The sequence below is a fragment of the Porphyromonas asaccharolytica DSM 20707 genome (assembly GCF_000212375.1).
Classification (GTDB): domain Bacteria; phylum Bacteroidota; class Bacteroidia; order Bacteroidales; family Porphyromonadaceae; genus Porphyromonas; species Porphyromonas asaccharolytica.
The window spans coordinates 1,146,137-1,172,330 of record NC_015501.1 but is presented as its reverse complement, the minus strand read 5'-3'; the positions used below and the strand labels follow the sequence as shown (position 1 = coordinate 1,172,330).

Annotated in this window: 17 protein-coding genes and 1 CRISPR repeat array; of the genes, 7 read left to right on the top strand and 10 right to left on the bottom strand. The window is 55.3% G+C overall.

The annotated features are described in order from the left end of the window. Positions 1 to 55 precede the first annotated feature (55 nt). The 6 genes from PORAS_RS04645 (at position 56) to PORAS_RS04620 (ending at position 8,392) form a co-directional block, all read left to right on the top strand. A complete protein-coding gene (locus tag PORAS_RS04645) occupies positions 56 to 2,254 on the top strand; it encodes a RelA/SpoT family protein (RefSeq protein WP_013760360.1) in 2,199 nt (732 codons plus the stop codon). A 135-nt stretch (positions 2,255 to 2,389) separates the two neighbouring features. After that, the gene (locus PORAS_RS04640; RefSeq protein WP_044211331.1) at positions 2,390 to 3,529 is read left to right on the top strand and encodes an isochorismate synthase; all 1,140 of its coding nucleotides are present in this window, start codon (positions 2,390 to 2,392) and stop codon (positions 3,527 to 3,529) included. A 24-nt stretch (positions 3,530 to 3,553) separates the two neighbouring features. Continuing rightward, positions 3,554 to 5,272, top strand: a complete 1,719-nt coding sequence (gene menD / locus PORAS_RS04635) for a 2-succinyl-5-enolpyruvyl-6-hydroxy-3-cyclohexene-1-carboxylic-acid synthase (RefSeq protein WP_245528006.1) — start codon at positions 3,554 to 3,556, stop codon at positions 5,270 to 5,272. Further along, complete coding sequence (gene menB, locus PORAS_RS04630; protein ID WP_013760357.1) at positions 5,269 to 6,099, top strand: 1,4-dihydroxy-2-naphthoyl-CoA synthase; 831 nt, start codon at positions 5,269 to 5,271, stop codon at positions 6,097 to 6,099. The genes menD and menB overlap by 4 nt, the downstream gene beginning before the upstream one ends. Positions 6,100 to 6,105: 6 nt before the next feature. Next, positions 6,106 to 7,203 carry an o-succinylbenzoate synthase gene (locus PORAS_RS04625; protein ID WP_013760356.1) on the top strand — a complete coding sequence of 366 codons (1,098 nt, stop codon included), beginning with the start codon at positions 6,106 to 6,108 and terminating at the stop codon, positions 7,201 to 7,203. Between the two features lie 73 nt (positions 7,204 to 7,276). Next, the gene (locus PORAS_RS04620; RefSeq protein WP_013760355.1) at positions 7,277 to 8,392 is read left to right on the top strand and encodes an AMP-binding protein; all 1,116 of its coding nucleotides are present in this window, start codon (positions 7,277 to 7,279) and stop codon (positions 8,390 to 8,392) included. Between the two features lie 319 nt (positions 8,393 to 8,711). Here PORAS_RS04620 and PORAS_RS04615 read toward each other — a convergent pair whose 3' ends face one another. From PORAS_RS04615 to cysS, 4 genes are read right to left on the bottom strand one after another with little or no spacing between them, the layout of a single operon-like run. Beyond that, positions 8,712 to 10,400, bottom strand: a complete 1,689-nt coding sequence (locus PORAS_RS04615) for a tetratricopeptide repeat protein (protein ID WP_004330414.1) — start codon at positions 10,398 to 10,400, stop codon at positions 8,712 to 8,714. Between the two features lie 24 nt (positions 10,401 to 10,424). After that, entirely contained in the window at positions 10,425 to 12,917 is a 2,493-nt protein-coding gene (locus tag PORAS_RS04610; protein WP_013760354.1) for a YfhO family protein, read from the bottom strand. A 28-nt stretch (positions 12,918 to 12,945) separates the two neighbouring features. Next, the gene (locus PORAS_RS04605) at positions 12,946 to 13,911 is read right to left on the bottom strand and encodes a glycosyltransferase (RefSeq protein WP_013760353.1); all 966 of its coding nucleotides are present in this window, start codon (positions 13,909 to 13,911) and stop codon (positions 12,946 to 12,948) included. 26 nt (positions 13,912 to 13,937) lie between these two features. After that, the gene (cysS, locus tag PORAS_RS04600; RefSeq protein ID WP_174258535.1) at positions 13,938 to 15,419 is read right to left on the bottom strand and encodes a cysteine--tRNA ligase; all 1,482 of its coding nucleotides are present in this window, start codon (positions 15,417 to 15,419) and stop codon (positions 13,938 to 13,940) included. 1,446 nt (positions 15,420 to 16,865) lie between these two features. On the opposite strand from cysS, the gene PORAS_RS04590 reads away from it, so the two are divergent. Beyond that, the gene (locus PORAS_RS04590; RefSeq protein WP_013760351.1) at positions 16,866 to 18,179 is read left to right on the top strand and encodes an oligosaccharide flippase family protein; all 1,314 of its coding nucleotides are present in this window, start codon (positions 16,866 to 16,868) and stop codon (positions 18,177 to 18,179) included. 314 nt (positions 18,180 to 18,493) lie between these two features. Next, a CRISPR array of direct repeats spans positions 18,494 to 20,480; the repeat unit is 33 nt; unit sequence GTTTCAATTCACGCACCCCGTGCGGGGTGCGAC. A gap of 198 nt (positions 20,481 to 20,678) precedes the next feature. Here the strand turns inward: PORAS_RS04590 and cas2 are convergent. The 6 genes from cas2 to cas5c all read right to left on the bottom strand — a co-directional run bounded on the left by cas2 (position 20,679) and on the right by cas5c (position 26,193). Continuing rightward, on the bottom strand, positions 20,679 to 20,969 hold the full coding sequence (cas2, locus tag PORAS_RS04585) for a CRISPR-associated endonuclease Cas2 (protein WP_007364789.1): 291 nt from the start codon (positions 20,967 to 20,969) through the stop codon (positions 20,679 to 20,681). Further along, the gene (gene cas1c / locus PORAS_RS04580; protein WP_013760350.1) at positions 20,969 to 22,000 is read right to left on the bottom strand and encodes a type I-C CRISPR-associated endonuclease Cas1c; all 1,032 of its coding nucleotides are present in this window, start codon (positions 21,998 to 22,000) and stop codon (positions 20,969 to 20,971) included. Before cas1c ends, cas2 begins: the two co-directional genes overlap by 1 nt. After that, entirely contained in the window at positions 21,997 to 22,674 is a 678-nt protein-coding gene (gene cas4, locus PORAS_RS04575; protein ID WP_013760349.1) for a CRISPR-associated protein Cas4, read from the bottom strand. Before cas4 ends, cas1c begins: the two co-directional genes overlap by 4 nt. A gap of 77 nt (positions 22,675 to 22,751) precedes the next feature. After that, on the bottom strand, positions 22,752 to 23,621 hold the full coding sequence (gene cas7c, locus PORAS_RS04570; RefSeq protein ID WP_013760348.1) for a type I-C CRISPR-associated protein Cas7/Csd2: 870 nt from the start codon (positions 23,619 to 23,621) through the stop codon (positions 22,752 to 22,754). 11 nt (positions 23,622 to 23,632) lie between these two features. Next, entirely contained in the window at positions 23,633 to 25,480 is a 1,848-nt protein-coding gene (gene cas8c / locus PORAS_RS04565) for a type I-C CRISPR-associated protein Cas8c/Csd1 (protein ID WP_013760347.1), read from the bottom strand. Then, a complete protein-coding gene (gene cas5c, locus PORAS_RS04560) occupies positions 25,477 to 26,193 on the bottom strand; it encodes a type I-C CRISPR-associated protein Cas5c (protein WP_013760346.1) in 717 nt (238 codons plus the stop codon). Before cas5c ends, cas8c begins: the two co-directional genes overlap by 4 nt. Between the last annotated feature and the right edge of the window lies 1 nt (position 26,194).

Here is a 26,194-nt window from a genome sequence, read left to right as displayed (position 1 = left end):
CCCTCTAACCTCTAACCTCTAACCTCTAATTTCTAAAATCTAACCTCTAAGCCCCATGCCGACCCATCACAGAGATGATCAAGAGCTCATGCGCTACCTCCTCCGGACAGCAGATCAGCTGGGGGTGGCGAGCTATGTGGCACCTTATCGGGAGCTACTCGAGCGACTCATACGTGAGGGGCAGTATGGAGCTAATGCCGGGGAGGACGATCGGGAGACCTTTATGGAGCAAGCTGAGATGGCTCAGCTGCTCTGCGACGAGATAGGGCTGGGTGTCGTCTCAATCTCGGCTGTCCTATTAGAGCCCCCATACATCCGCGGATCTGTCACGGCGCAAGAGGTCGAGGAGCTTTGCCCGCCTGGCACGCTTCCCCTCATAGAGCGTCTGGCGCAGACACATGAATTGTATCACCGCTACGACCTACGTCAGGCGAATCAGGGAGAGGAGTTTCTCCTGACCATCGCCGAGGATATACGTGTCGTCTTGATACTCCTCGTGGAGTGCCTCAATAAGTTGGTCTACGCCAAGGAGCGCATGGACGAGAGTCGCAGGGTGCTACTAGCTCAGGTGGCGCAGGTACTCTTCGTGCCGACAGCTCATCGTCTAGGGCTTTACAAGATCAAGAGCCAGATGGAGGACTTGATCTTTAAGTACACCGACCCTAAGCATTACTACGAAATCAAAGAGCTGATGGGGCAGACCATCGTGGCGCGCCAAGAGTATATGGAGGCGTTTGTGGCTCCCATTCAGGCCAAACTTGAAGAGCTCCCCCTTCGCTGGCCCTACACAATCAAGTCGAGGAGCAAAACATTTACCTCCATCATGAACAAGATGCGCAACAAAGGGGTCTCCTTTGAGGAGATCCACGATCTCTCCGCCATGCGCATCATCATCGACGCCCCGCCCGAGGAGGAGTATGAGGCGTGCTGGCTCGTCTACTCGATCGTGACGGATCTATACACACCCAATACGAAGCGCCTCCGCGACTGGATCTCGCAGCCCAAGGCAAACGGCTATGAGTCGCTACAGATCACCGTACAGGGGCCTGAAGGCAAGAGCGTAGAGATACAGATCCGCACCACCCGTATGGATCGCATCGCTGAGAGCGGTATGGCTGCACACTGGCGCTACAAGGGCGTCTCAGGAGAGGCTAGTCTCGACTCGCAGCTCACCAGTATGCGGCAGGTGATCGAAGACTTGGCGGGAGATAAGGAGAAGGCAAGTACACTGGCCTCACTCAGAGTCGAGTCGAGAGATATCTTTGTCTTTACCCCAGCGGGGCAGATGATACGTCTGCCAAAGGGGGCTACGGTCCTAGACTTTGCCTTTGCGATACACTCTAATGTGGGGCTGATGGCGCAGAGCGCACAGGTCAATGGCAAGCGCGCTAAGCTGAGAGACAAGCTGAAGAATGGCGATGTCATCAACATCACCACGGCAAAAAACCAGCGTCCCTCCGTAGACTGGCTCCAGTCGGTCACCACCCGCAAGGCTAAGAACAAGATACGCCAAGCGATACGTGACCAGCAGGAGAGCGGACTGCAAGCGGGCAAGGAGCTGCTCGAGAGACGCTTTAAGAATAGACATCTCGTCTACCAAGAGTCTATCTTCACCACCCTCTTACGCAAGATGGGGTACAAGGGGAATATGGACTTCTTCATAGACCTCTCCGAGGAGCGGATCAATGTGCCGAACTTCCTCGATCAGTATGCGGAGCTTTGTGCCGATGCGGAGGCACGTGCTGCCGAGAGCAGACGGGTGGCTCCGACACCAACGGCGATCAAGTCGACAGAGGCTCCCGACGGACGGGAGATTGTGGTCTCCACAGCAGACTTCAAGGGGCTGGAGTACACACTGGCTAGCTGCTGCAACCCTAAGATGGGCGACGAGATCTTTGCCTACCCCTCCAAGTCGGGACTTAAGATACACACCCGCAACTGCCCCAACGCCATCGACATTTTAGGTCGTCACGGAGATCGTGTCCTACCAGCGCGTTGGCGCGGTATGGAGAGTTCTACGGTGGTGGCGACGCTCTATGTGACGGCTCTCCATGACGCTGTCGCGATAGGACGTGTTATCTCTACGCTGCATCAGGCGGACGAGTGTGTCCTACTCAACGAGGAGCAGCAGCTCGACGGAGGGCTCTGGCACGGCACCTTTACCTTTAGAGAGGGGGAGCGACAAGCACTCTTTGCCCTACAAGCGCAACTACAAAGTATCAAAGGGGTGCAGCAAGTGCGCCTCGAGCAGTAGTCACCGACAAGTAGCTCTTGGTCTAGCTGTCCGTATACACATTCCAGTCTAAGGTCGTAGCGCAGATTAGGCTGTTAGCCCATAAACCGCTAAATTTGTAGGACAAGCAAGTTTGACCCCAACAGAAATAGAGCGGTGCGTAGCATAACATCTCATAAAGAGCAAAGAGGTCGTAGCTGTAATGGCGACGAACTGACCACACTGGTGGAGGAGCGCATGAATGGCTGCTCCCCTTTTGCCTGCTTTCGCCTACCTGGCGAGGGACGTACGGTGCGTGAGATTGGGCTCGATCACCCAGCTCGGGTCGTGGCGACTACAGCTGAGAAGCTAAGGGAACAGGAACATCTAGCAGGTTTCTTGATGGCCCCCTTTGCGGTGACGGCTGAGACGCCAATGCTATGGATCGAAGAGGAACAAGAGGCGAGGGTGCTGCAACTCACAGAGTGCGACGAAAAGGCACTCGAAGGCTTCCCGCCTGTAGCTCCGATACCGCAAGCGTTGCCCGACAGTTATCGCACCACCTTCGATCGCTTTATGAAGCATCTAGAGGATGGGACGGCGGAGAAGCTGGTCTTGGCGCATCGTGTCGAGCTGCCCAGCATCGCTACGGCACAAGTGGTTACAGCCTTTGACACAGCCTTGACGCACTATCCGAATGCCTTCGTGTCGCTCTGCTACACGCCTCAAGCGGGACTGTGGCTCTGTGCCACACCAGAGATGCTCCTCAGAGGTGATGGCACGCGCTGGCAGACGGTGGCACTGGCTGGGACGATGCCTCGGCAACGAGATGGCGAGCCGCCCCTCTGGAGTGAGAAGAATAGGCGGGAGCATCGCTACGTGCAGCGCTTCATCGGAGAGCTACTAGAGCGGGAGGGGATCCCCTACCATGCGCTTGCGGTCGAGACGACAACGACAGGTGCGTTGCAACATCTGCAGGCGCGCTTCGCTTTGCAGCTCCCCGACGGCTATGCGCCGATCACCCTAGCGGAGCGCCTGCACCCCACACCAGCGATCTGTGGCACACCCCAACGGGTAGCGCAGCGTCTGATCCTTGAGGAGGAGCCTGCCGAGCGCTCTTACTACGCAGGCTTTCTAGGGTGGTATGAGCCTGAGCGGTGCGTCGATCTCTTTGTCCAAATACGCTGTCTGCAGTTGCTCCCCGAGGAGGCACTACGACTCTATGCGGGGGGCGGCATCGTGCGTGGATCAAGTCTAGAGAGCGAGTGGCAAGAGGTGCTGCACAAGCTCTCGGCAATATACAGTCTTATAAAGTAAAGGAGGAGAAGCGTGATGATACCGATGGAAGATCCTGTGATCAGCGAACTAGTCGCTCTGCTTCAGGCACACGGCGTGTGTGACGTGGTGCTCTGCCCAGGCAGTCGCAATGCGCCACTCGTGCATGCGCTCAGCCACCAGCTTGCGGGAGCCACCTGCCACTCGATCATCGATGAGCGGAGCGCAGGCTTCTACGCACTCGGCTTGGCTCTCGCCACGCATAGAGCGGTCGTGGTCTGCTGTACCTCTGGCACTGCCGTGGCAAACCTTCACCCAGCTGTCGCGGAGGCTTACTATCAGGGGGTGCCGCTGATTATCCTATCGGCCGATAGACCTGAGCGATGGATCGGACAGTGGGCTGGACAAACGCTGCCTCAGCCAGGACTCTTCGGCTCACTGGTGCGCAAAGCGGTGCACCTCCCAGAGCCTCACACCGAGGAGGAGCGGTGGTACTGCAACCGTCTGATCAACGAAGCACTCCTCGCTGCACTGGCTCCACTCCCTGGGCCCGTGCAGATCAATGTCCCGATCAGCGACCCGGGCGTCTCCTTGCTTCCGCCAACTCTAGCAGAGCACACCCCTGGGTCCAGTGATAGACGACCCATTGGGATGCAGCCAGGGCGTTGTATCCAGCAGCTTTATCCGTGTCGTATCGATGCGCAGGCGGTTGAGCCCTTGCTACAGCGACTCGTCACGTTCGAGCGCAAGATGATACTAGTAGGACAAGAGAGTTGGTCTGCTGCGACGAGCACCAGGAAGACTTTTCCACAAAGCTTGCGGGAGCAGTTCCTCTGTATCGGCGAGTCGCTATCGAATAGCCCCGTGTCGATCTGTTCGCTCGATGCGCTCCTAGCGTCACTCAGCGAAGCGGATCGACGAGCACTACAACCCGACCTGCTGATCACCCTCGGCGGACACATTGTCTCCAACAAGATGAAGCAGTACCTGCGCACCTACCCGCCACGGGAGACGTGGCACCTGTCGCCTGATTCCACGGTGGTAGACCTTTTCTGCAGTCTCACCGAGCAGATCATCGCACCTATCGGACCATTCCTTGATACACTGGCGCATGGCTTGGCGGGTCTCGCTAGCTCTCCCTATGCACGTCACTGGCGGGAGCGGATTGATCAACTCCCCTCTCCGACACCACGATACAGTTCTCTGGCAGTGGTGGGGAGCCTCCTAAGCCATCTACCCGAAGAGCTTTGCGTGCTACACCTGGCTAACAGTTCGTCGGTGCGCTATGCGGAGCTTTTTCGCAAGCCTCGTCGGCTCCTCACACTTTGCAACCGAGGGACCAGTGGCATAGATGGTTCGCTCTCGACCGCCTTAGGCTTCGCCCGCCAGAGAGCCGAGGAGCGGCACTTCATCGTCATTGGCGACTTGAGCTTCTTCTACGATCTCAATGCACTAGGACTGCCCGAGGTGGGGAGCAATGTGCGGGTGCTACTGCTCAACAACCAGAGAGGGAGCATCTTCCAGAGCCTGCCAACCTTAGAGATGGACCGCCTTGCGCAACGGTACATCACCGCCGAGCATCAGCTACAAGCGCAGGGCTGGGCGGAGAGCTGTGGCTGGGAGTACCTGTCGGTGCACGAGGCGAGCGAACTAGAAGAGACGATTACTTACTTCGTCGGACCCGCCGAGCGTCCGCGTCTCCTCGAGGCTTTTGTCTCCTCAGAGGATGAGATCGCCGAACTACAAACCTATTTCAAGCAATTACAACCAAGAGAAGAGTTATGAGTGAAAAGAACCAAAGGGCATGGAAGCCCCTCAAAGCGTACGAAGATATCCTCTTCGACTACTACAACGGCATTGCTCGCATCACGATCAATCGTGAGCGTTACCGCAACGCTTTTACACCGACCACAACGGCCGAGATGAGCGACGCTCTGCGCATCTGCCGTGAGGATCAGAGTATCAACGTGGTGGTCCTGACAGGTGCTGGCGACAAGGCGTTTTGCTCCGGTGGAGATCAAAACGTCAAGGGGCGGGGTGGCTACATTGGCAAGGACGGGGTGCCTCGCCTGAGCGTCCTCGACGTGCAGAAGCAGATCCGCAGTATCCCCAAGCCGGTCATCGCTGCGGTCAATGGTTACGCCATCGGTGGCGGACATGTCCTTCACGTGGTGTGCGACCTCTCGATCGCTTCGGAGAATGCTATCTTCGGTCAGACGGGGCCTCGTGTAGGCAGCTTCGATGCAGGCTTCGGCTCTTCCTACCTCGCTCGTGTCGTAGGACAAAAGAAAGCGCGTGAGATATGGTTCCTCTGCCGCCAATACTCCGCTCAGGAGGCTCTCGACATGGGGCTGGTCAACAAAGTGGTGCCTCTCGACCAACTAGAAGATGAGTACGTGCAGTGGGCCGAGGAGATGATGCTGCTGAGTCCGCTGGCACTCCGTATGATCAAGGCAGGACTCAATGCCGAGCTGGATGGTCAGGCAGGTATCCAAGAGCTAGCGGGCGATGCGACGCTGCTCTACTACCTCACGGACGAAGCACAGGAGGGCAAGAACGCTTTCCTCGAGAAGCGCAAGCCCAACTTCGAGCAGTACCCTAAGTTCCCCTAGCGACCGATGTCACCAGAAGAGAGCATCCTCCACCTCCCCACACTACTGTCTCAGATAGCTGAGCGGGTGACCATAAGCGTGGAGCCGTACACCCTGCGCTTCCGTCGTCCTGCCAAGACCTCCCGTGGCGAATACGAGACGAAGCGCGTCTACTACCTACGTCTTCAGAGCCTCAAGCAGGCAAGTCATGTGGGCTATGGCGAGTGCGCCCCGATGCCTCAGCTCAGCTGCGATGATCTGCCCGACTACCAAGCGGTACTGGAGCAGCTGGCGGGGCAGCTGGCGCAGGCTCCCGATCAGTTTGACGTAGTCTCGCTACGCCCCTACCCTTCCATCGCTTTTGGCTTAGCCACGGCGATCAATAGCTTCCTCGCTGCTTGCCATAGGGGCGAGGCGGAGACGACACCTCCCTTTTGCGACACCCCATTCACGCATGGCGAGATGGGCATCCCGATCAATGGTTTGATCTGGATGGGCGACAAAGCCTATATGTACGAGCAGATCCAGGCTAAGCTGGCGCAAGGCTTTCGATGCTTGAAGCTTAAGATCGGCGGAATAGACTTTTCCGAGGAACTAGAACTACTCCGCTATGTGCGGCAGCACTTCTCACCTGAAGAGATGGAGCTGCGGGTGGATGCCAACGGAGCTTTTGCCCCGGAGGTGGCTCTAGAGCGACTAAAGCAGCTGAGCGACTTTCACCTACATTCGATCGAGCAACCGATACCTGCGAGCAATCAGTGGGACGACCTAGCGAAGCTCACGGCAGCGTCGCCACTCCCCATAGCGCTCGACGAGGAGCTCATCGGGATCCACACCCGAGAGCGCAAAGCCCAACTACTAGATGAGGGCAAGCCGCACTATATCATCCTCAAACCGTCACTCCATAGCGGGGTCGATGAGTGGATCGAGCTGGCCGAGGAGCGCGGCATCGGCTGGTGGGCGACCTCAGCACTAGAGTCGAACGTAGGACTTAGCGCCATCGCTCAGTGGGTCAGCCAGTACCCGATCGCCCGCCCGCAAGGGCTCGGCACAGGAGCACTCTATCTCAATAACAAGCCCTCCACGCTACGACTCGTCGGCGACCAGATGTTTTTTAGAGATTAGAGGGTTTAGAGATTAGATATTAGAAGTTAGAAATTAGAGCTCCGATTCATCCCGATAGCCCCAGCCCACGACCATGTCCGAGCACCTATATATAGATAGCGTACGAGTAGATGCGGAGAGCTTAGAGCTGTTCGCTCAGGGGCTAACGTCCGAGCGCAGAGCCGTGCTACAGCCACTCCTCGCCTTTCTCAGAGAGTGGTGGAGCAGTGAGGAGTGTGTGGTCGTTCAGACCTCTGGATCGACGGGCACACCTAAGCATATCAGACTAACGAAGTGCGCTATGCGACGCAGCGCGCTCAGGAGCAACCGCTACTTTCATATCGAAGCTGGCACACGGCTCCTCCTAGCGATGAATCTGCGCTACATAGGCGCTAAGATGATGGTGGTACGCACACTGCTCGCTGGTGCCGAGCTGATGGTGGTACCACCTTCGAGCCACCCGCTGGCGACACTCAGCGTGGCACCGCAGTTCGTCTCACTTGTACCCCTACAACTACACCACACATTGGAGGTGCCAGCTGAGCGTGAGCTACTCAGTCAGGCAGAGCAACTGATCATTGGAGGCGGAGCCATTCATCCCGCTGTGGAGGCGCAGCTCAGCACGCTACCTGTTGCGGCTTATGCTACCTACGGCATGACCGAGACCATCTCGCACATCGCCCTACGACGGCTCAACGGCCCCCACGCTTCTCCCCTCTTCTATCCCCTCGAGGGGGTGCATCTCTCCCAAGGCTCCGACGGCGAACTCATTATCGCGGATCGCCTGCTCTACCCCGAGGGACCCAGTCTCACGACTCATGACCTCGTCGAGCTACACCCCGATGGCGGCTTTACCATAGAGGGTCGAGCCGACAACATCATCAATAGTGGTGGTGTCAAGATCAGTCCCGAGCCAATCGAGCGACAGCTCTCTGCGACACTCGCCATACCGCTCGCCATAAGCTGGGTAGCCGATGCTGCACTAGGACAAAAGCTCGTACTCGTACTGGAAGGCGACAGCCTCCCCGAAGCTTTGGCGAAGAGGCTAGACGAAGCGTGCGAACAGCTCCTACCTCCCTACCACCGCCCCAAAGAGATCCGTTGCGTAGCGCAGCTACCGCACAATGACAACGGCAAGCTCGACCGACGAGTCCTCCAGCAGCTCCTCGGTGCCACCACAACGCCACCACTGCCCTCCCCCTCAAGATGATATAAGGGCAAAACCGAATCTCATTCATTACTTGGCAGATCCCTCGTAAACAGACGATGCAAAGATAGTATACGAGCACTGGACTCTGGCGCTCTACTGTACCCAATGGCTCTCTGTAGCCTGCAAACGTTCCAACAAGACGCCACAGCCAGCAGCCCACACCAGCACCCGAAACACAACACCTTCCGTAAGAGTCTGGGCAACACAGCGATTCACCTTTATGCAACAGTCTCATAATAAGAGAGAGGAGCTATCCGTCTAGGCGGGTAGCTCCTCTCGTCTGTTGAGGGTGACGCACGATTACGTCACAGCTGTTGGATTACTTGACCAGAGCGACAAACTCGGGTGTCTGGCTGAAGGCTGCGAACTCGAGGTCACGCTGTGCACGCAGTGCGTAGCTGCGATCCTGTGCAATAGCTGAGCGGAGGTTGCTGATGAGTGCCTGCAGATCGTTCGTGCGAGCTGCGACGACTGCCTTGAGGTAAGCGGTCTCGCCATTAGGCTGTGCGACAGCTGCGAGGGTGCGTGTAGCATCAGCGTACTGACCCTGCATGATCTGAGCGATAGCTAGCGTATTCGATGGCGTATTGCCAAAGGAGCGGATAGCGTCAGCATACTTACCCTCGTGCATCTGTAGGAGTCCGATGCCCTGACCAGCCTCGGGGACCTCTACGGCACTACCCATGAGGCGCTGAGCCTCTGCTAGGTCGCCACGGTTGAGAGCGAGGAGCGCTTCGTTCATATTAGAAGCTGCGTTGGGCTGGATCTTCTGAGCCTTTGCGAAGTAGTTAGCAGCCTGCTCGTAGTTGCCCTGAGCGAGGTAGAGCGTACCGATGTTGTTGTACGCACGGTAGTCCTTTGGATAGAGCTGCGTAGCCTGCTGGTAAGCATTCATCTGATCCTTAGCATTGTCATAGAGCGTAGCGGTGTAGAGGATCTCCTCGATGGTGAGACGACCTGGGCGCTGTGCCATAAACATCTTGAGCTCGTCATCGCTCTTGCCGATGATGCGGACGTTCGCATTGAGGCGTGAGCGGCGTAGCTCAGGGAGGATCTCGTCAGCAAGCTGTGTGAAGACGTGTGAGAGGTTGCGTATCTCACGCTCGCGATCTTCGGGGTCGGGATACATAGAGAGGACGCGCAGGACTAGCTCCTTGTCCTGTATGTTGCTCGCCTCAAGAAGCTTCTGGAAGCCGTCCCAGTCCTCAGCCGTGTAGTGTGCATTGACCTCGATCTTTTTCTTGCCCAGCTGGCGCGCTACAACACTAGAAGTATTGCGCTCACGCTGTGCCGAGAGACGCTCGTTGAAGTCCTGAGCACCATCGGGAGAGGCATAAGCCTGGATCTCGATGTCTACCTCCTGGTTAGGCACCTGATAAGCGTTGTCGACGACATCTTGCCAGTCCTTGACCTCACGCTTGTTAAGCTCAGCCGCACGTACCTCAGCACGATTGATGAGGAACTTAAGGTCGGCCGTGTACTGCTCCTTGATCACTCTCTGGAAAGCATCACGAGCCAGAGCTGGTGTAACATCGCTAATGCTAGCTAGACCGGCAGTCATAATCGTACCACGAGCCACCTTGATAGCGGGGAGGTTGACCTTCTTGCCTTTGATCGTAGCGGTAAAGGTGAGGTAAAGGTCGCTCTGCTCCATGCCAGGCTTGTACTCAAAGGCAAAAGGTACGATGACGCTACCGCCACGCTCGTAAGAGATGGTCTGGTAGTTGTCACGGACGTTCTCGCCCTGTATGGTGACAGTCTGACCTGTCACGCTAGTACCAGCGTAGCGCAGCTGGGGGGTGATATTGACGATAGCACGCTTGTGGCACCACTTAGCAGGTAGCGTCAGACGGACCTGCCCAGGGATCTGCGTACCCACCAGTGTCAAGGGGTTGGGGTCTACCTGAGCTGCAGAGCCATTGAGAGGCTTGAGTCTGCAAGCACACGAAGAGACCAAGACCGCTAGAAGTAATGCGGTGGTGATCTTTAGTAAGTTTCGATAAGTCATAGTTTGATCTATATATAAAGGTAATTAATTCGTTTGTGAGTCTGTGGAGGCTTTCTTGCCTTTGCCCCAAGGTCTGATGCGCCACACGATAGAGCCGATGAGCGCTAGCAGGATCAGGGCTAAAGCTGTAAAAGCTATGCTCTCGGTCACAGTTATGGAGCGTGGTGCAAAGGTGAGCGCCAGCTGGTAGTTGCCTGCGGGCAGTGAGACGGCACGAAGCACGTAATTAGCCCGTGCTATCGGTATCTCCTGGCCATCGATGGTGGCGTGCCAGCCGTGCGGGTAGTAAATGTCTGAGAGGATCGCTACGCCAGGCGCCTCGGCCGATACGTCGTAGACCACCTGTCGTGGCGTGTACTTGGAGACGGTGATACTACGCTGAGCCGTGCTGTCGGGCAGCATCAAGGGCTGCGGCAGCTCCTCGCCAAAGCGGCGGTCGACGATGCCGACGTGACGCAGGTCTGCCGTCGAGAGTGCCTCCATCTCCTCATTGGCATTAGCCACCCAGCGAAGGCTATCGACAAACCAAGCTGCCCCGAAGGCATCCGGGTTGGTCACCGCCATCGGTGCTTTGGTCTCTGGGTTGGGGACGATGAAGTACTTCGTATTGAGCATATCATAGACCTGCATGTTGCCCGTAGAGAGCTGGTAGGTGATCAGGTCTTGATAGCGCTGTAGCTTGGCTGCGTGGTAACCGCCCACGCTGTGATGCCAGCGAGAGGTGGTGGCATCGTTAAAGCTATTGACCGTCTGGTTGAAGACACGATAGCCCAGGCTCTTGTCCTGAAGGATTGCTCGATCCGCCTCCGTCATAGGAGCCGCTTGTTGCTGTACCAGTCGCGAGGAGATGAAGTCGTCATCAGACAGGTAACGCTTGTCCACCTGCCATAGGTCTACGAGCGTCAGCCCAACGAGGATACAGCAGAGCCACGGCGCCTTGAGATACCCCTTGGCAAAGAGCCATAGCGGCACCACACTCAGCACGATAAAAAGCAAGCTGCGCCACACATCGGCACGGAAGATGCCCATGCGCATCGTCTCTAGCTGATCTTGTAGCATCAAGTAGCGAGGATCTTGTGTAGCTAGCTCGGCAAACATGCCCTTCTCCTGCTGAGATAGAAAGCCGAAGAAGAGATCGGGCAGCAGAGCAAAGAGGAGCAACAACAGCACGGGCACTCCGCCTGCTATCCAGACACGCTTGCTGCGTAGGAGCCGCGGCTCCTTGATGAGCTGCACAAGAGCCAGTACGGCTAGCGTGGGGATCGTTAGCTCGGCGATGACCAGGATCGAGGAGACCGCACGAAACTTGTCGTACATCGGCATCCAGTCGATGAAGAGATCCGTCAGCGGCATGAAGTTCTTACCCCATGCGAGCAGTATCGAGAGGATCGTAGCAACGAGCAGTCCCCACTTGATCGGCCCCTTGACGATGACACAGCCGATGATGAAGAGGATGCAGACGAAGGCGCCTACATAGACAGGTCCTGAGGTAAAGGGTTGGTCTCCCCAGTAAGCATTCATCTGTCCCAGCATCTGCTGGTACTCATAGGGAGCCTTGGCGAGCTGCTTAGCGTGACCCTGAGCTAGAGACTCGGTTGCACCGCCCTTGGTATTGGGTACGAGGAGCGTCCAGGTCTCGCCGATGCCGTAGCTCCACTGCGTGATATACTCTTTGGAGAGTCCCTTACTATTGACTTCAGCTCCCGTTTGTTCGGGAGCGTGTGGCAGTGCGATCGTCAGCTCACTGCCCCCACGCATCGTCTCCTGAGCATACTGGTAAGTGTGGTAGAGGTTAGTTCCATTGACCGCAATGGCGAGGAGCCCAGCGAGGATGAGCACACCCGTAGACTTGAGGAAGTCCACAACCTGCCGCTCTCTAATGGCCTGCACCAAGAAGGTCATGACTAGAACAGCCATCAAGAGCGCAAAGTAGTAGGTCATCTGGACATGGTTTGCCAAGAGCTGCAGCGCCATAAAGAAGGCAAAGAGCGCCCCACCCCAGAGCCGCTCGCCACGGTAGCACCAGATGAGTCCAGCGATCGTGGGGGGTACGAAGCAGAGTGCGGTCAACTTCCAGATGTGTCCCGCCTGAATGAGGATGATGAAGTAGCTCGACAAGGCCCACATGACCGCTCCCAGCACGGAGGGCAGAGGGTCCACCTTGAGCGAACGCATGAAGATATAAAAGCCCACGAGCAGCGCAAAGATCAGCCACGGATAAGTGCCTAGTATGCTCAGCGGCTTGCGCAGCGTCAGCACATCTTGCAGGTATTGCAGCGGCTTGGTCGAGGGATAAGAGGGACTGATCTGATACATCGGCATACCGCCAAAGAGCGAGTTCGTCCAGTAAGAGGTCTCGTCGCTAGCCTGCACGTCGGAGCCATTGCCCGAGACACCCGCCACGTCCGCCTGAAAGAGCGTCCGACCCTCAAAGTGCGCGGGAGTAAAGTAACCAAGTGCAACGATGATGAAGAACCCAAAGATGAGCAAGATGCGCTGCCAGGGAATCTGTTTCATAAGATAACTCAGAGATAGAGTTTGAAGATTAAGCTTTGCACCGTTTGACCCGTTGACTGAGGTAACCGATGCCATAGCCCGAGAGCTGAACAAAAGAGGCTACAACAGCTCGCCAAGCGACCGCCATCGAGTGCGTGCGGTAGAGAGCGTCTGCAAAGATAGAGACAATAAAGAGCAAGTGGTAGAGCCAGAACCAGGGACACCACAAGGCAAGCAGCGTGACCACGAGCGTCGTCACCACAAAGAGCGAGGGGAGCAGGTAGGTCAAGCGCATCGACCCTGGATGTCTCCGCGAGAGCTCTACACGAGCCGTGCCTGAGTGCCACACCTGTCGGTAAAACTTGCGCAAGTCCACGCGCCGCTTGTGATAGAGCACCGCCTCCGGAAGAAGCACGACACGACTGCCCGCCTCATAGAGACGCATACTAAAGTCTATATCCTCGCCATAGCGCATCGTCTCATCAAAGCCCCCGAGAGACTCAAAGAGAGCCCTGCGACAGCCCAGATTGAAGGTGCGTGGGTAGAACCGCTTCGTCAGCCGCTTGCGACCGCCACGTATGCCACCCGTCGTGAGCGGCGAGGTCATCGCATAGTTGATCGCACGCTGCCACATACCGAAGGAGCCATCCTGTAGCGACGGAGCCGCATCAGGACCACCCCACGCATCGCACCCGTCCGCAGCGATCGCCTGCGATACATTATATAGGTAGTCAGGCGGTAGCACCACGTCCGAGTCGAGGATGATGATCCAGTCGCCCGTAGCGTGGCGCGCCCCTATGTTGCGCGCCCGAGAGGGGCCCCCGTTAGGCACCACCTCATACTGTATGCTCATCAGATCACGATAGCGATCCACGACCGCAGCGCAGGGCTCCGTACTCCCATCCTCTACGATGACAACTTCGTAGGACGGGGGCGTCTGCTGCTGAGCGAGCGAGTGCAGTAGCTCCTCGACCTCGTCAGGGCGGTTGTAGACAGGGATAATGAGTGAGAGCATTAGAGACTAATCAGGGGTAAAGCGTCTTACAGGACCTTCCACTCGGCACCGCTCTTGGTATCTTGTATCTCAAAGCCTAGAGCGGTCAGTTTGTCGCGTATCAGGTCACTCGTCTCCCAATCCTTGCTTGCCTTAGCCTTAGCACGAATCTCTAGGAGCAAGTCCATCGCTCCGGCGAAAGCCTCCTGCTGGCTACCGCTCAGATCAGCCGTCTCCGTAGCCGACTGCATACCGAGTATGTCGTGCAGGTAGAGGTCGTAAGCACGGCGTAGCTCCTCCAGTTGCTCGCTCGTGATCTGCTCGTGTCCGTCGTGGATTGAGTTGATGAGACGAGCCGCATCAAAGAGCGCAGCGATCACCATCGGCGTATTGATATCATCGTCCATCGCCTCCTTGCAACGCTCCGCTAGATCGATCTTTTCGATGGTTGAGGTAGCCGAGGGCTTGAGTGACTGAAGCTTAGCATCAGCGTCCATAAGACGTTGGTACCCTTTCTCAGCAGCTTGCAAGGCGCTATTGCTAAAGTCCACCGTACCACGGTAGTGTGCACTCAAGACGAAGAAGCGGATGGTCATCGGGGCGTAAGCCTGCTCCAGTGCTGGGTGATCGCCCGTGAAGAACTCCTCGAGGGTGATGAAGTTGCCGGCACTCTTCGCCATCTTCTTGCCGTCTACCGTGATCATGTTGTTGTGCATCCAGTACTTGACCATCGGCTCTCCCTGCGAAGCGACCGCCTGTGCTATCTCACACTCGTGATGCGGGAAGGTCAAGTCTAGCCCACCACCGTGGATATCGAAGTGTGCGCCTAGGTACTTACGTCCCATAGCGGTACACTCGCAGTGCCACCCGGGGAAGCCCTCACTCCAAGGCGAAGGCCACCGCATGATGTGGTTAGGCTGCGCCTTCTTCCAGAGGGCGAAGTCCAGCGGATTGTGCTTCTCGTCTTGGCCGTCCAGCTCGCGCGTGTTGGAGATCATATCCTCCACATTGCGTCCGCTCAGGATGCCGTAAGGGTGATCAGCGTGGTACTTGAGTACGTCAAAGTAAACACTCCCCTGGCTCACATAGGCGTAGCCCGCATCGAGGATCTGCTGCACCAGCGCGATCTGCTCGATGATGTGTCCCGAAGCAAGTGGCTCGATAGAGGGTGGCAGCACGTTGAGCAGGCGCAGGCTATCGTGATAGCGTGTGAGGTAGTAGTAAGCCACCTCCATCGGCTCGAGTTGCTCGAGCTTAGCCTTCTTAGCTATCTTGTCCTCGCCATCATCTGCATCATGCTCTAGATGCCCCACATCGGTCACATTGCGCACGTAGCGCACCTTGTAGCCGAGATGCTTGAGATAGCGAAAGAGTATGTCAAACGTAATGGCCGAGCGAGCATGCCCTAGATGCGGATCTCCGTAGACGGTCGGTCCGCAGACGTAGAGCCCCACATGCGGTGGTGCAATAGGCTCGAAGGGCACTTTAGCCCGCTCCAGAGTGTTGTAGATATATAGTTGGCTCATAATTCTTTTTTATAGTCCAGAGGTCATAGTATAGTGCATATACACCAATGCTTTCGCAAAGATAAGGATTTTAGCGATACCTGAGACCGCACCCTGCATGGACGCCAAGGCTGACACATTATATATAGTGAACTCATCGATCTCCCTATGCCTCGCTTGTCGCTAATGTGTAGTTCCTGACAGAGCGATTAGGATGTATCAGCTCTAGCTGAAAAAAAAAATCCAACGCCAGCTCGCTACAATAATTTAGACCCAGCTACATATCAAAACGGCGCCATGTCGGGAAAAAGTGATTTCCACGTGGATATTTCGAAATATCCAGGTGGAGAATTTTTATTTTCCACGTGGGGGAGAAAAAATTCTTCGGAGGAATCAAATGAAACTTCGGAGGAAATGAATGACGCCCACGTGGAAAATAAAAAATATCCACGTGGAGATTTGATATTTTCCACGTGGATATTCGAGAAAGGAGGGTATCGGACGAATTTCCCCGTAAAGATATGTAAATGGAGATTAGAGGTTAGGGTGCAGGGGTGACGCATCTCTCACGAGGAGCGACTTGTCGGGACGTACGGCTCGTGCGTCCGTTGTATCAAAGGTTACAGCATAGTGGTTTTAACGGGGACGGACGCACCGACGGTCTGCGTCCGAGCCGTGCATCCCTACAAATCGTTACTCGTCAAGTACCCCATCGCATCAAATCAGGACTGCGCCCTGTAGGGACGCACGGCTCGTGCGTCCGTTGTATCAAAGGTTACAGCGTTGTGGTTTTAACGGGGACGGACGCACCGACGATCTGCATCCGAGCCGTGCCTCCCCACAAATCGTTACTCGTCAAGTACCCCATCGCATCAAATCAGGACTGCGCCCTGTAGGGACGCACGGCTCGTGCGTCCGTTGTATCAAAGGTTACAGCGTTGTGGTTTTGACAGGGGACGGACGCACGAGCCGTGCGTCCCTACAAATCGTTACTCGTCAAGTACCCCATCGCATCAAATCAGGACTGCGCCCTGTAGGGACGCACGGCTCGTGCGTCCGTTGTATCAAAGGTTACAGCATAGTGGTTTTAACGGGGACGGACGCACCGACGATCTGCATCCGAGCCGTGCGTCCCTACAAATCGTTACTCGTCAAGTACCCCATCGCATCAAATCAGGACTGCGCCCTGTAGGGACGCACGGCTCGTGCGTCCGTTGTATCAAAGGTTACAGCGTTGTGGTTTTGACAGGGACGGACGCACCGACGGTCTGCGTCCGAGCCGTGCCTCCCCACAAATCGTTACACGTTACAGCGTCCGTTGTATCAAAGGTTACAGCGTTGTGGTTTTGACGGGGACGGACGCCGCCGCGCTCTCATCTGACCCAATGCGTCCGTCACCGTCAAAAAACACTAGCACCACTAGAGCCACTACCCTCTCTTTTCGTACCTTTGCTCTCGTGCTGGAGCCGTATGAGCCTCAGCCTACCCTATCAGATGAACCGACCTCCCCTTCCCGCACCGAAGCGCCTCCTCCAGAGACTAAGCTCTATGGTCAGAGGTAATAGACTAGTCCTAGAGAACTTCCTCTCTCTCGGACTGATCAACGTGCTGAACTCCTCCTTTCATCTGATCATCTACCCGATACTGATTCATCGTGTCGGTGCCGAGGCGTACGGAGCCTATGTCTACGCTTTTTCGATCATCACCTACTTCACCACGCTAGTGACCTACGGACTAGATATGATCGGCACACGCTACCTAGCGCACTACGACAAGGAGCGCGACCTAGCTGGCAAGTCACACATCACCTCGCTGATCATCTCTAGTCGACTCTATCTGCTCCTCCTCTCCTTCCTGCTCTTTCTGCCTATCGTCCTATGGGTCGGAGCCTTGGCGCCTTACCGCACGCTCCTCTGGGCGAGCTTCCTTTCTGTCGTGGGCTGTGTCTTCATGCCTAACTGGTACTTCATCGGCATCCAGCGCACACGCATCTACCTTTACATACAGATCGCCACCAAGGTGCTCCTAGCCGTCGCCATCATACTCTGGGTACTCACGCCACACCATATGGCACGCTACGTCTTACTCGCCTCGGTGAGCAATATACTCGCGGCGGGGATCGCTTTTGGCTATATTCTATGGCGCGAAAAGCTCTCGCTCCACCTCGTAGCACTGCGCAAATGCTTTGCCCTCCTGCGAGAGGCTACCCCACTCTTTCTCTCCTATCTAGTGATGACGGTCAAGTCGGCCGGGCTCAACCTGGTCATCGGTTCGCTCTTTGGTATGACCTCCCTGACCGGTTACGACTTCTCGATGAAGATCGTTAGCGTCGTCATGTATATCACCAAGCAGCTCAATGTGGCGCTCTTTCCCTCGGTCAGCACCAGTTATACGACAGAGCGCATACGCAAGATACTGCGTGGCGAACTGCTGATGGGCATCGCCTGTATGGCGGCGCTCATGCTGGCTGCTAAGCCGATCATATGGATCATGGGCAATGGGCCCATAGAGGATCTCATCTTACCAGTCTTCCTGCTGATGACCGCACTCATACCTATATGGCTTATATCGGGCTTTTTCATCGAACTGGTCCTCACCGCCAATGGGCGCAATCGTGAGGTCTTCGTCAACCAACTCCTCTCGCTAGCGGTCATCGCGCTTGGCGCCTGGGTCGCCGTGCTGCTGCAGGTTGAGCTGACCGCCTTCGTCGTCATCGTCATCCTCTCGGGGCTCATCGAGATCGCCTTCCTCTACGCCACCGGTCGATGCCGCGCACTCATCTGACCGCCCCTTGCCTAACAACAATCGTCTAGCCCTTAGAGATCAGGAATAGGGCTATCCCATGCGTAGCGTACCTTCGAGACTAAATCAGCTTTTCAGTGAAAACCAAGACTCGTCGTCTCACAGTCTGGTGAGCGTAAAGTTCCGCTTTTCATTGTTTAGCTTGTATTAGTTTTCCAAACATAAAGACAGCCTCCATAAGCGTCTCCGCTCATGGAAGCTGCCATCGTGCTTGTACCAACATCGTGTTTGAGCCAACTGCATGTTTGTCTCGACTGCAAAATCACTCTCCTGAAGAACCGTAGCCAGCACCTACATCGTCAATTCACGCACCCCGTGCGGGGTGCGACGCGAGACCACAAGACGCACCGACCTCTCAGACGGGTTTCAATTCACGCACCCCGTGCGGGGTGCGACTATGTTGCTGTAGTGCAAATATAAAGCTTTCCACTGTTTCAATTCACGCACCCCGTGCGGGGTGCGACCAGCATCGCACCGACAATCGTCTGTACCATCTGGTTTCAATTCACGCACCCCGTGCGGGGTGCGACTCACAGCCGTGTACCCCCCCCACACTTGTTTAAATGTTTCAATTCACGCACCCCGTGCGGGGTGCGACACGAGAATGCGCGCTACATACAAGACCGTAAGTCTGTTTCAATTCACGCACCCCGTGCGGGGTGCGACTGACTCTTATGTGCTTAATGTGTCAGATGTTGACCGTTTCAATTCACGCACCCCGTGCGGGGTGCGACGTATCTATATTCATCGTAGCGAGGCACATAACCGTTTCAATTCACGCACCCCGTGCGGGGTGCGACTTTTCGAAAGTGCAGGTTTGCCTCGTCCTGATAATGTTTCAATTCACGCACCCCGTGCGGGGTGCGACTGTGCATCTTCGTAAGCTCTTCGGCCTTAGTTTTGGTTTCAATTCACGCACCCCGTGCGGGGTGCGACTTACTCCGTGTTGGTGGAAAGTACGTTAATTACATGTTTCAATTCACGCACCCCGTGCGGGGTGCGACGTCTGTTTATTGGGATGCTGTTTTTGGTCCTGTGTTTCAATTCACGCACCCCGTGCGGGGTGCGACTTCACGCCATATATCAGGCACAAGCTTCTTAAGATGTTTCAATTCACGCACCCCGTGCGGGGTGCGACCGAGGTATATACAATAGACCTCAACAGCCTCAAGTTTCAATTCACGCACCCCGTGCGGGGTGCGACCGTTTTCGCAAAGAATTTCTGAGAATCTTTCATTCGTTTCAATTCACGCACCCCGTGCGGGGTGCGACACTTGTTTCAACCACTTTGCGAGGTACTTTTTTGCGTTTCAATTCACGCACCCCGTGCGGGGTGCGACAAAACAACCAGCAGTGATGAGCAAGACAAATAGAGTTTCAATTCACGCACCCCGTGCGGGGTGCGACCTTCGTAAGCGGTGGCAACACAAGCACCTACAAGTTTCAATTCACGCACCCCGTGCGGGGTGCGACCATCGTGCAAATTACGATAGTTATAGACGAGGAGGGTTTCAATTCACGCACCCCGTGCGGGGTGCGACCCACGCTGGTTGTCTTGCTAAACTTCCTCGGCACGTTTCAATTCACGCACCCCGTGCGGGGTGCGACAAGAGGAGCAAGAGACGGCACTCGCAACGCCTGAGTTTCAATTCACGCACCCCGTGCGGGGTGCGACTCAGGTTAAGGATCCTAAGTTTTTATTTATGGGTGTTTCAATTCACGCACCCCGTGCGGGGTGCGACTGTGGTTGTTGTTGGATAGTCCGTATACCTGCAGTTTCAATTCACGCACCCCGTGCGGGGTGCGACATACCAAGTATATACAACCCAATACAACGACCAACGTTTCAATTCACGCACCCCGTGCGGGGTGCGACCCATAGGCTTAGCAGTATCATAAGGCACCTCAGAATGTTTCAATTCACGCACCCCGTGCGGGGTGCGACATTAGTTAAGTTAATCATTAATGAGTTTCGTGATGGTTTCAATTCACGCACCCCGTGCGGGGTGCGACATGTGGATAACTTGCTTGCTAAAGTCCAGCCAGTGTTTCAATTCACGCACCCCGTGCGGGGTGCGACTTAGATTAGGCATAGCTTATAGATCTTCTATTAGTGTTTCAATTCACGCACCCCGTGCGGGGTGCGACTGATGCTTTATCCTCTCAGTTTTCTTTGAGTAATGTTTCAATTCACGCACCCCGTGCGGGGTGCGACTAACTGATACTGACTTACCGTAACTCTCACCAACAGTTTCAATTCACGCACCCCGTGCGGGGTGCGACATCGATGCCCAAAGGTACGCATAAATAGAAGGTTAGACGTTGATCCATTGCGAATAGAAGACTACAAGCGGGTATGTCGGTGCGTTGGCGGTGATTGCGAGGCGGTATGTGCTTGTATATCAACCTGTGCGAGTAGTCTGCCTTTTCTCTGATCGCTTGGCATTCGCAGAGAAGTACAAGGGAGAACTTGTCTGAGTGCTATATGAGCAACACGCCCTCGGGATCTACGCCTTTCGTCTTGCCAATGGTGGTGATCTTAGACTGGTAGTTGGTGCCGAGGTGGTAGATGCGCAGGGAGTCGCTCGATAGGTTGATCGTGTCCGTGAGCGCAGCCTCCAGCTCTACTCTTTGGGCAGGAGAGACGAGACATTCGAAGACTGAGTTTTGGACACGCTGGCCGTAGTTTTGGCATATCTTCGCCACTTGGCGAAGTCGCTTAGCTCCGTCAGGCGAGGCGGTATTCACGTCGTAGGTTACAAGTAGGTACATCAGCTTTGGATTAGAAAGACAGGGTAGTCATCGAGGTCTCCTCGTAGGCATCGGGCTAGGAGCAACGCCTGAGCATAGGGGAGCAGTCCTATGGGTATGCGCTCCTGAAGGAAAGGGTGCATGATCTCCTCTCGTTTGCGCTGCTGCCACGCGGCTAGGAGTTCTTTGCGGGGCTCGTCTCTGAGGATGTATCCGTTTTCGCCCTGGGCGATAAAGTCTGAGGGTGCGACCTGTCGCTTGTTGATGACGGTCAAGACGAAGCGGTCCACGAGGTAGGCGCGTAGCTCCTCCATAAGGTCTAGAGCAAGGCTTGCTCTGCCTGGTCTGTCCGTATGGAGGAAGCCCACGTAGGGGTCCAGCCCTACGGTCTCAAGTGCTGCCGTGACCTCATGGGCGAGGATGGTGTAGAAAAATGAGAGCAATGCATTGGTCTCATCGCGAGGCGGTCGTCGCGACCGTCCCTCGAAGGTGAACTCTGGTCGCCGTATGAGGTGGTGAAAGAGAGCAAAGTATTGCTGCGCCGCTAAGCCCTCTACGCCCATAACGGTCATGCGGTCTCGCTTGTAAACTAAGCTTTTTTGCAAAGACTTTAGTTGGCTGAGTGCCTCCTGGAAGCTCACCTCCACGCTCTCCGTCGGGTGGTAGTCACGCAGGTAGCGACCCAGAACTGATCGCTGGTTGGCTATCTTGGCCGAGATAAATAGTGCGGCGAAGTGCGCTGCAGCTGGTTCGTCGTCAGCGATGCGGAACTGCGTACGTCTCAGGAGGACGTTGCCCCTCGTGGGTCCCTCTAGCGAACCGATATAGCGACCTGTGGGTGTAAGGAATGTGAGCTTGACACCCTCCTGCACGCAGAGCTGCATCAGCCCTGGCGAAGCACCCATATAGGAGAATGTGATGATCCCCTCGAGGTTGTGTATCGGTATACGAAAGGTTTCCTCGCCATCTATGCGCGCCACGACATTGGTGCCGTCCTTGAGCAGGTAGACATTGGGCGTAAGGATATAGAGGGTGTTGAGTAGCTTTCTCATAAGGTGAGTATGTCGTGATGCTTTAGGTAGCTCTTGGCCGATCGGTGTGATGCGATACGAGGCATGCACTCATCGATGAGAGAGCAGGAACGGCACTGACGGGTGTAGTGCGCTGGTATAGGCGTGCGCTGCGCAAAAGCCTCGTGCATCTTACGCGCGACCTCGTAGCACGCTGCCCGCAGGGTGTCGTCCATTTCGACCTGTAGGCGATGCCGTGTCTCTCCATAGTAAAGAGCTCCGTAGGGAATAGTGACTTGGTACATCTCTTCAAGAGCTATGACCTGAGCGCAGAGCTGTAGTTTGTCTGCGAGGTGAGTCTTAGGCTTGCCACGCTTGTATTCGACAGGAGTCGCCTGCCACGCCCCGGGGTACTTAGGGTGTCGGAAGGGGCGCAAGCTATGATCCCGTAGCGGGGTCAGCTCGACCGCATCGGACAGCCCGTATAGTCCCAAAGAGTAGGAGACGAGCGGCACCCGCCTCATAGTGATCGTGTCCCCCACACGAGCACTCAGCTCCGGCTGATCTACACGCTTGTGGAGGATCTGCCCTAGCGCAGTGAGGTGGTTGTCGTGCCATAGCTGCTCTAGGGTGATCAGTTGCCACTGACGTGGACAGAAGCAGTAGTGCTGTATCTCGGAGATCGTCAGTAGCTCCTCGTCGCTGTAGTGTCTCATGAGGAAGATGGTCGTTTTAGAGAAAAGCCCCTCCGTAGTGGCGTGCGCTACGAGAGGGGCTTTTGTGTGAAAGCGGGCTAGACGAGCTCGATGTCATCGACCTGGACACCCTGGAGTCCGTCGCGATCGATCTGGACGGTGTAGTCGGAGAAGTCTCGTGCGGGGCTCGTGAGTCCCTCTCGCCGTGCTATGGTGACACGCTCGAAGAGCTTGTGCGCAGGCGCATTGCCCAGAGGCGAGTCGTGCTTAAAGACGATCAACTTCTGCAGGCTCATGAGTCCACGGGCTGCTGAGTGATCTAGGTCGAACATATTCTTGAGTGCCTCCCAGAAGAGCTGCAAGTCATCCTCCGTAAAGCCTGTATCCTCTGCAAAGTGTGGCGTCACGAAGCCATACATTTTATATAGCCCGTAGGGTACTGTAGCTTTGCGCCCCATAGTGCGGTTGCCACCCTTGTCGTCAGCCTCTTCGTTGGCCTTCTGCTCCTTAGTATCTGTGGCAGCCATACGTGTGATGGTATGCTCGTGAGGGAAGATCGGATCAATGGAGCGCGCAAAGGTTAGCTGAATGGGACCACGCACCTGACCAGCGTTGTTGCCCGTGGAGAGGACGGCTCCGAAAGCTCGTATGTCGTAGTACTTCTGACACATAAGAGCACGCGCCTTGTCACGGTCTGTAGCGTTTTTCGTCTTAGCATCTTTGCCTGTAGCCTCTTCGACCGCCGCATTGATGGAGTCATTGAGGACGGAGTTCTCTCTGACGAAGATACCTTGATCAGTTGCCATCTGTATGTAGTTGCGCACCTTGCGCTTGATACACACATCAGTGACGAGTCCCTCGCCAGTCTCAGGGTCTACACGAGGCAAGTTGTCACTATCGGGATCTCCATTTGGGTTGCCATCCTTGACGTCAAAGAGCAGGATGAAGTCATATCTATTCTGTAGCATAATTATATGGGTTATTGTTCTGTTTCTTCGGTTGAGTTATTTGTATCTTCCTTCTTGTACGTGTCGACTTTCTGATGATAGTAGCCTACTGCAAAGAGGCTCTGCTCATCTAGTGAAAAAGTCGCCGGGAATGTGGGGACCTCTGCAGGAATCAGTGCGAAGATCTCTCCGAGGAGCTTCTCGAGATTCACGGCTAGTCCAGGCTTCTCCTTGCGTAACTTGCTTAGGTGGTGGTTGGATAGTGCGATGAGTCTTCCCATCACCATATTGGGACGTGTGGAGGCACTGGTGTAAAAGCGATCTCGGATGGTCGCATTGACTCCCTTACCTAGTGAAGCTTGCTGGATCTGCTCGAGGACAGCAAAGAGGCGTCCTGCGAGGTAAGCGATGTTGTCGTTTTGCTTGTCTAAAGCCATATCTAGTTCTTTTAGATGTTTGTATATTCTTGCTTTGCGGTTGATGCAACCCTTGAGGATGGCTGCTCGTAGTTCGGAGACCGCACGCTCCTTCGTGATACGGTTGATGCAGGCCTGCTGGAGGGTCATAGGGTAAGGGGTACCATTGAGAACGCTCTCAACGATGCTTTGCACAAGGTTCATGGCAAAGGTGCTAGACTTGGAGGGCGAGGAGACACTCTTCACGATACCATATAGGGAGCGTAGGGGCGGGTTCTCCTCGTCCACGTTGCCATCCCTGCGAATGATGTTCATATCGACAAGGTGCTGGTAGACTCTGTCGAAGATCTCCGACACCGTTCCCTGCTGCCAATACTTGATGGTGATGCGTCCGCCAGCTGTGAGTCCGAGTACGTAAAACTGTCTCTCATCCTCCCAATGCTGCCCTTGACCTCGATTGCCACGAATAGCTTTGAACTGCTCAAGTACTTTGTAGGTTTCCCGCGTCGGGTTCGGAGCTTTCTTTTTACTCTTCCCTTTTCGCTTAGGTTGCTCATCATCTGTGTCGGACGGCTCCTGGGCATCGTCATCCTTTACGCCTTCGAAGATTACGGTACGAAAGGTCTCATTGATACTAGGATCGTCAAGATTCGAATTCCAAAAGACATAGCTTATATCTCCAAGCGTATAGCGTGTCTGCTCATTGCGGAGCAAGTCGTTGAGAGCCGTGGTGTGGGCAAAGGATGCGTACTTAGAGATTGGCGCATTCTCGCCCTGCTTCTTACCATAGGAAAGGTAGGCTGGATCGTTGAAGCTAGCTATCGTTGCACCCGCCTGAGAGCCAGGGGCTACAATCCGAGCGTGAAATGACGCTAGGGACTTTTTCTCTCCCGTGATGAGACATGTGCCTAGGTTTTCCTCTGTATTATAGGCTTGAGCGGTATAATCATGTGCATCATCTTGTGTAGCTAAGAGCTCTGTGTCACCTTGTAGCTGGAAGGTCATCCAGTCTGACGCTAAGATGCGCTCGGTGTGAGCATCCTCGGGCAGAGGCATCTCGTCGCCGAGGTAGTGCTCGTAGAAGCGACAGACCGCCTGAAAGCTGGCATTGTCTGGGTACAGTTCAGCGATCTCAGCCATGAGTCGCTTGAAGTCCTCTAGTCGATCCGTGCAGGGTGACACCCCTTCGGCACTCTCTTCATACCCTAGGATATACTTGCGATTGTCCCAAAAGGGTTGTGCAGGTGGACACTTACCGCTACGCTTTAGTCCAGCTGGAACTAGATAGTCCTGCCCCTTGCTCTTCTTGTCGCTTGGATCTTTGAGGTTTTTCAGTCGAACGAAAGATCCATCTTCTCGAATGACGATAACCCAGCGAATGGGCTTGACCTCTAGTCCAGGAGTTGCTATACGATGAGCCTTGCGCATCGCCTCGTAGTAGTTGTATAGTGCTTGTAGGATCATCTCAGTATCTCATTACTATCCATCGGGGGAACGAGGATGACGCCCTCGGTCATCTGCGCATGGTAAAACATAGCTGGGGGATTCTTCCGATCCCGCTCGAAGTCCATATCGTAGAGCATGATGCTCAGGTCGCGACTCTCAGGAATAGGCTTGGGCTCTAGGGATGTCTCACCATGCTCTAGGTCTACATACTCAAAGGAGCAGGTGAACTCACGGCACCCTAGGTAAGGCATCGTGAAGCATTGCCCAGCCTTGGCTCTGCGCTCGAAGATCTCTTGGTACTTTCTGGGGTTCTCCGCCTTGCGCTCGGCTTCGCTGTACTCCTCGTTGTAGTGCTTCTGACAGCTAGCTGAGCGGTTCCTCACGGGTATGTAGACCATCTTAGCATAGATTCGATAGTCCACGTCACGTAAAATGTAGGAGGCACGTTGTCTACGATCCTCTGAAATGTTGATGCCTGTGCTCCCTTTGCTCATAATAGAGGCCACCTCATTTCGCTTGATGGTAAACCGCTTGATTGGGGCTAGCACCTCTATCTTCGTGATCTCCCAGCGTATGGCGGGCTTCCAGTAGATTGCCTGAAAGATGGCTCGCGCTGCACTAGGCGTGATCACATCATAGCTGACACGCTCCACCTTCATCTCGGGGCGTGTGAAGCAAGCGAAGGGACCACGCACACGCAGGCAGTACTCCTTATCTATATACTCTTCCATA

Bases quoted from the DNA above. Each gene is read 5' to 3' on its own strand.
- cas4 (WP_013760349.1), bottom strand. From the start codon at position 22,674: ATGAGACACTACAGCGACGAGGAGCTACTGACGATCTCCGAGATACAG.
- PORAS_RS04620 (WP_013760355.1), top strand. From the start codon at position 7,277: ATGTCCGAGCACCTATATATAGATAGCGTACGAGTAGATGCGGAGAGC.
- cas8c (WP_013760347.1), bottom strand. From the start codon at position 25,480: ATGATCCTACAAGCACTATACAACTACTACGAGGCGATGCGCAAGGCT.
- PORAS_RS04605 (WP_013760353.1), bottom strand. From the start codon at position 13,911: ATGCTCTCACTCATTATCCCTGTCTACAACCGCCCTGACGAGGTCGAG.
- PORAS_RS04625 (WP_013760356.1), top strand. From the start codon at position 6,106: ATGTCACCAGAAGAGAGCATCCTCCACCTCCCCACACTACTGTCTCAG.
- menB (WP_013760357.1), top strand. From the start codon at position 5,269: ATGAGTGAAAAGAACCAAAGGGCATGGAAGCCCCTCAAAGCGTACGAA.
- cas1c (WP_013760350.1), bottom strand. From the start codon at position 22,000: ATGAGAAAGCTACTCAACACCCTCTATATCCTTACGCCCAATGTCTAC.
- PORAS_RS04645 (WP_013760360.1), top strand. From the start codon at position 56: ATGCCGACCCATCACAGAGATGATCAAGAGCTCATGCGCTACCTCCTC.
- PORAS_RS04610 (WP_013760354.1), bottom strand. From the start codon at position 12,917: ATGAAACAGATTCCCTGGCAGCGCATCTTGCTCATCTTTGGGTTCTTC.
- menD (WP_245528006.1), top strand. From the start codon at position 3,554: ATGGAAGATCCTGTGATCAGCGAACTAGTCGCTCTGCTTCAGGCACAC.
- PORAS_RS04590 (WP_013760351.1), top strand. From the start codon at position 16,866: ATGAGCCTCAGCCTACCCTATCAGATGAACCGACCTCCCCTTCCCGCA.
- cas2 (WP_007364789.1), bottom strand. From the start codon at position 20,969: ATGTACCTACTTGTAACCTACGACGTGAATACCGCCTCGCCTGACGGA.
- cas7c (WP_013760348.1), bottom strand. From the start codon at position 23,621: ATGCTACAGAATAGATATGACTTCATCCTGCTCTTTGACGTCAAGGAT.
- PORAS_RS04615 (WP_004330414.1), bottom strand. From the start codon at position 10,400: ATGACTTATCGAAACTTACTAAAGATCACCACCGCATTACTTCTAGCG.
- cas5c (WP_013760346.1), bottom strand. From the start codon at position 26,193: ATGGAAGAGTATATAGATAAGGAGTACTGCCTGCGTGTGCGTGGTCCC.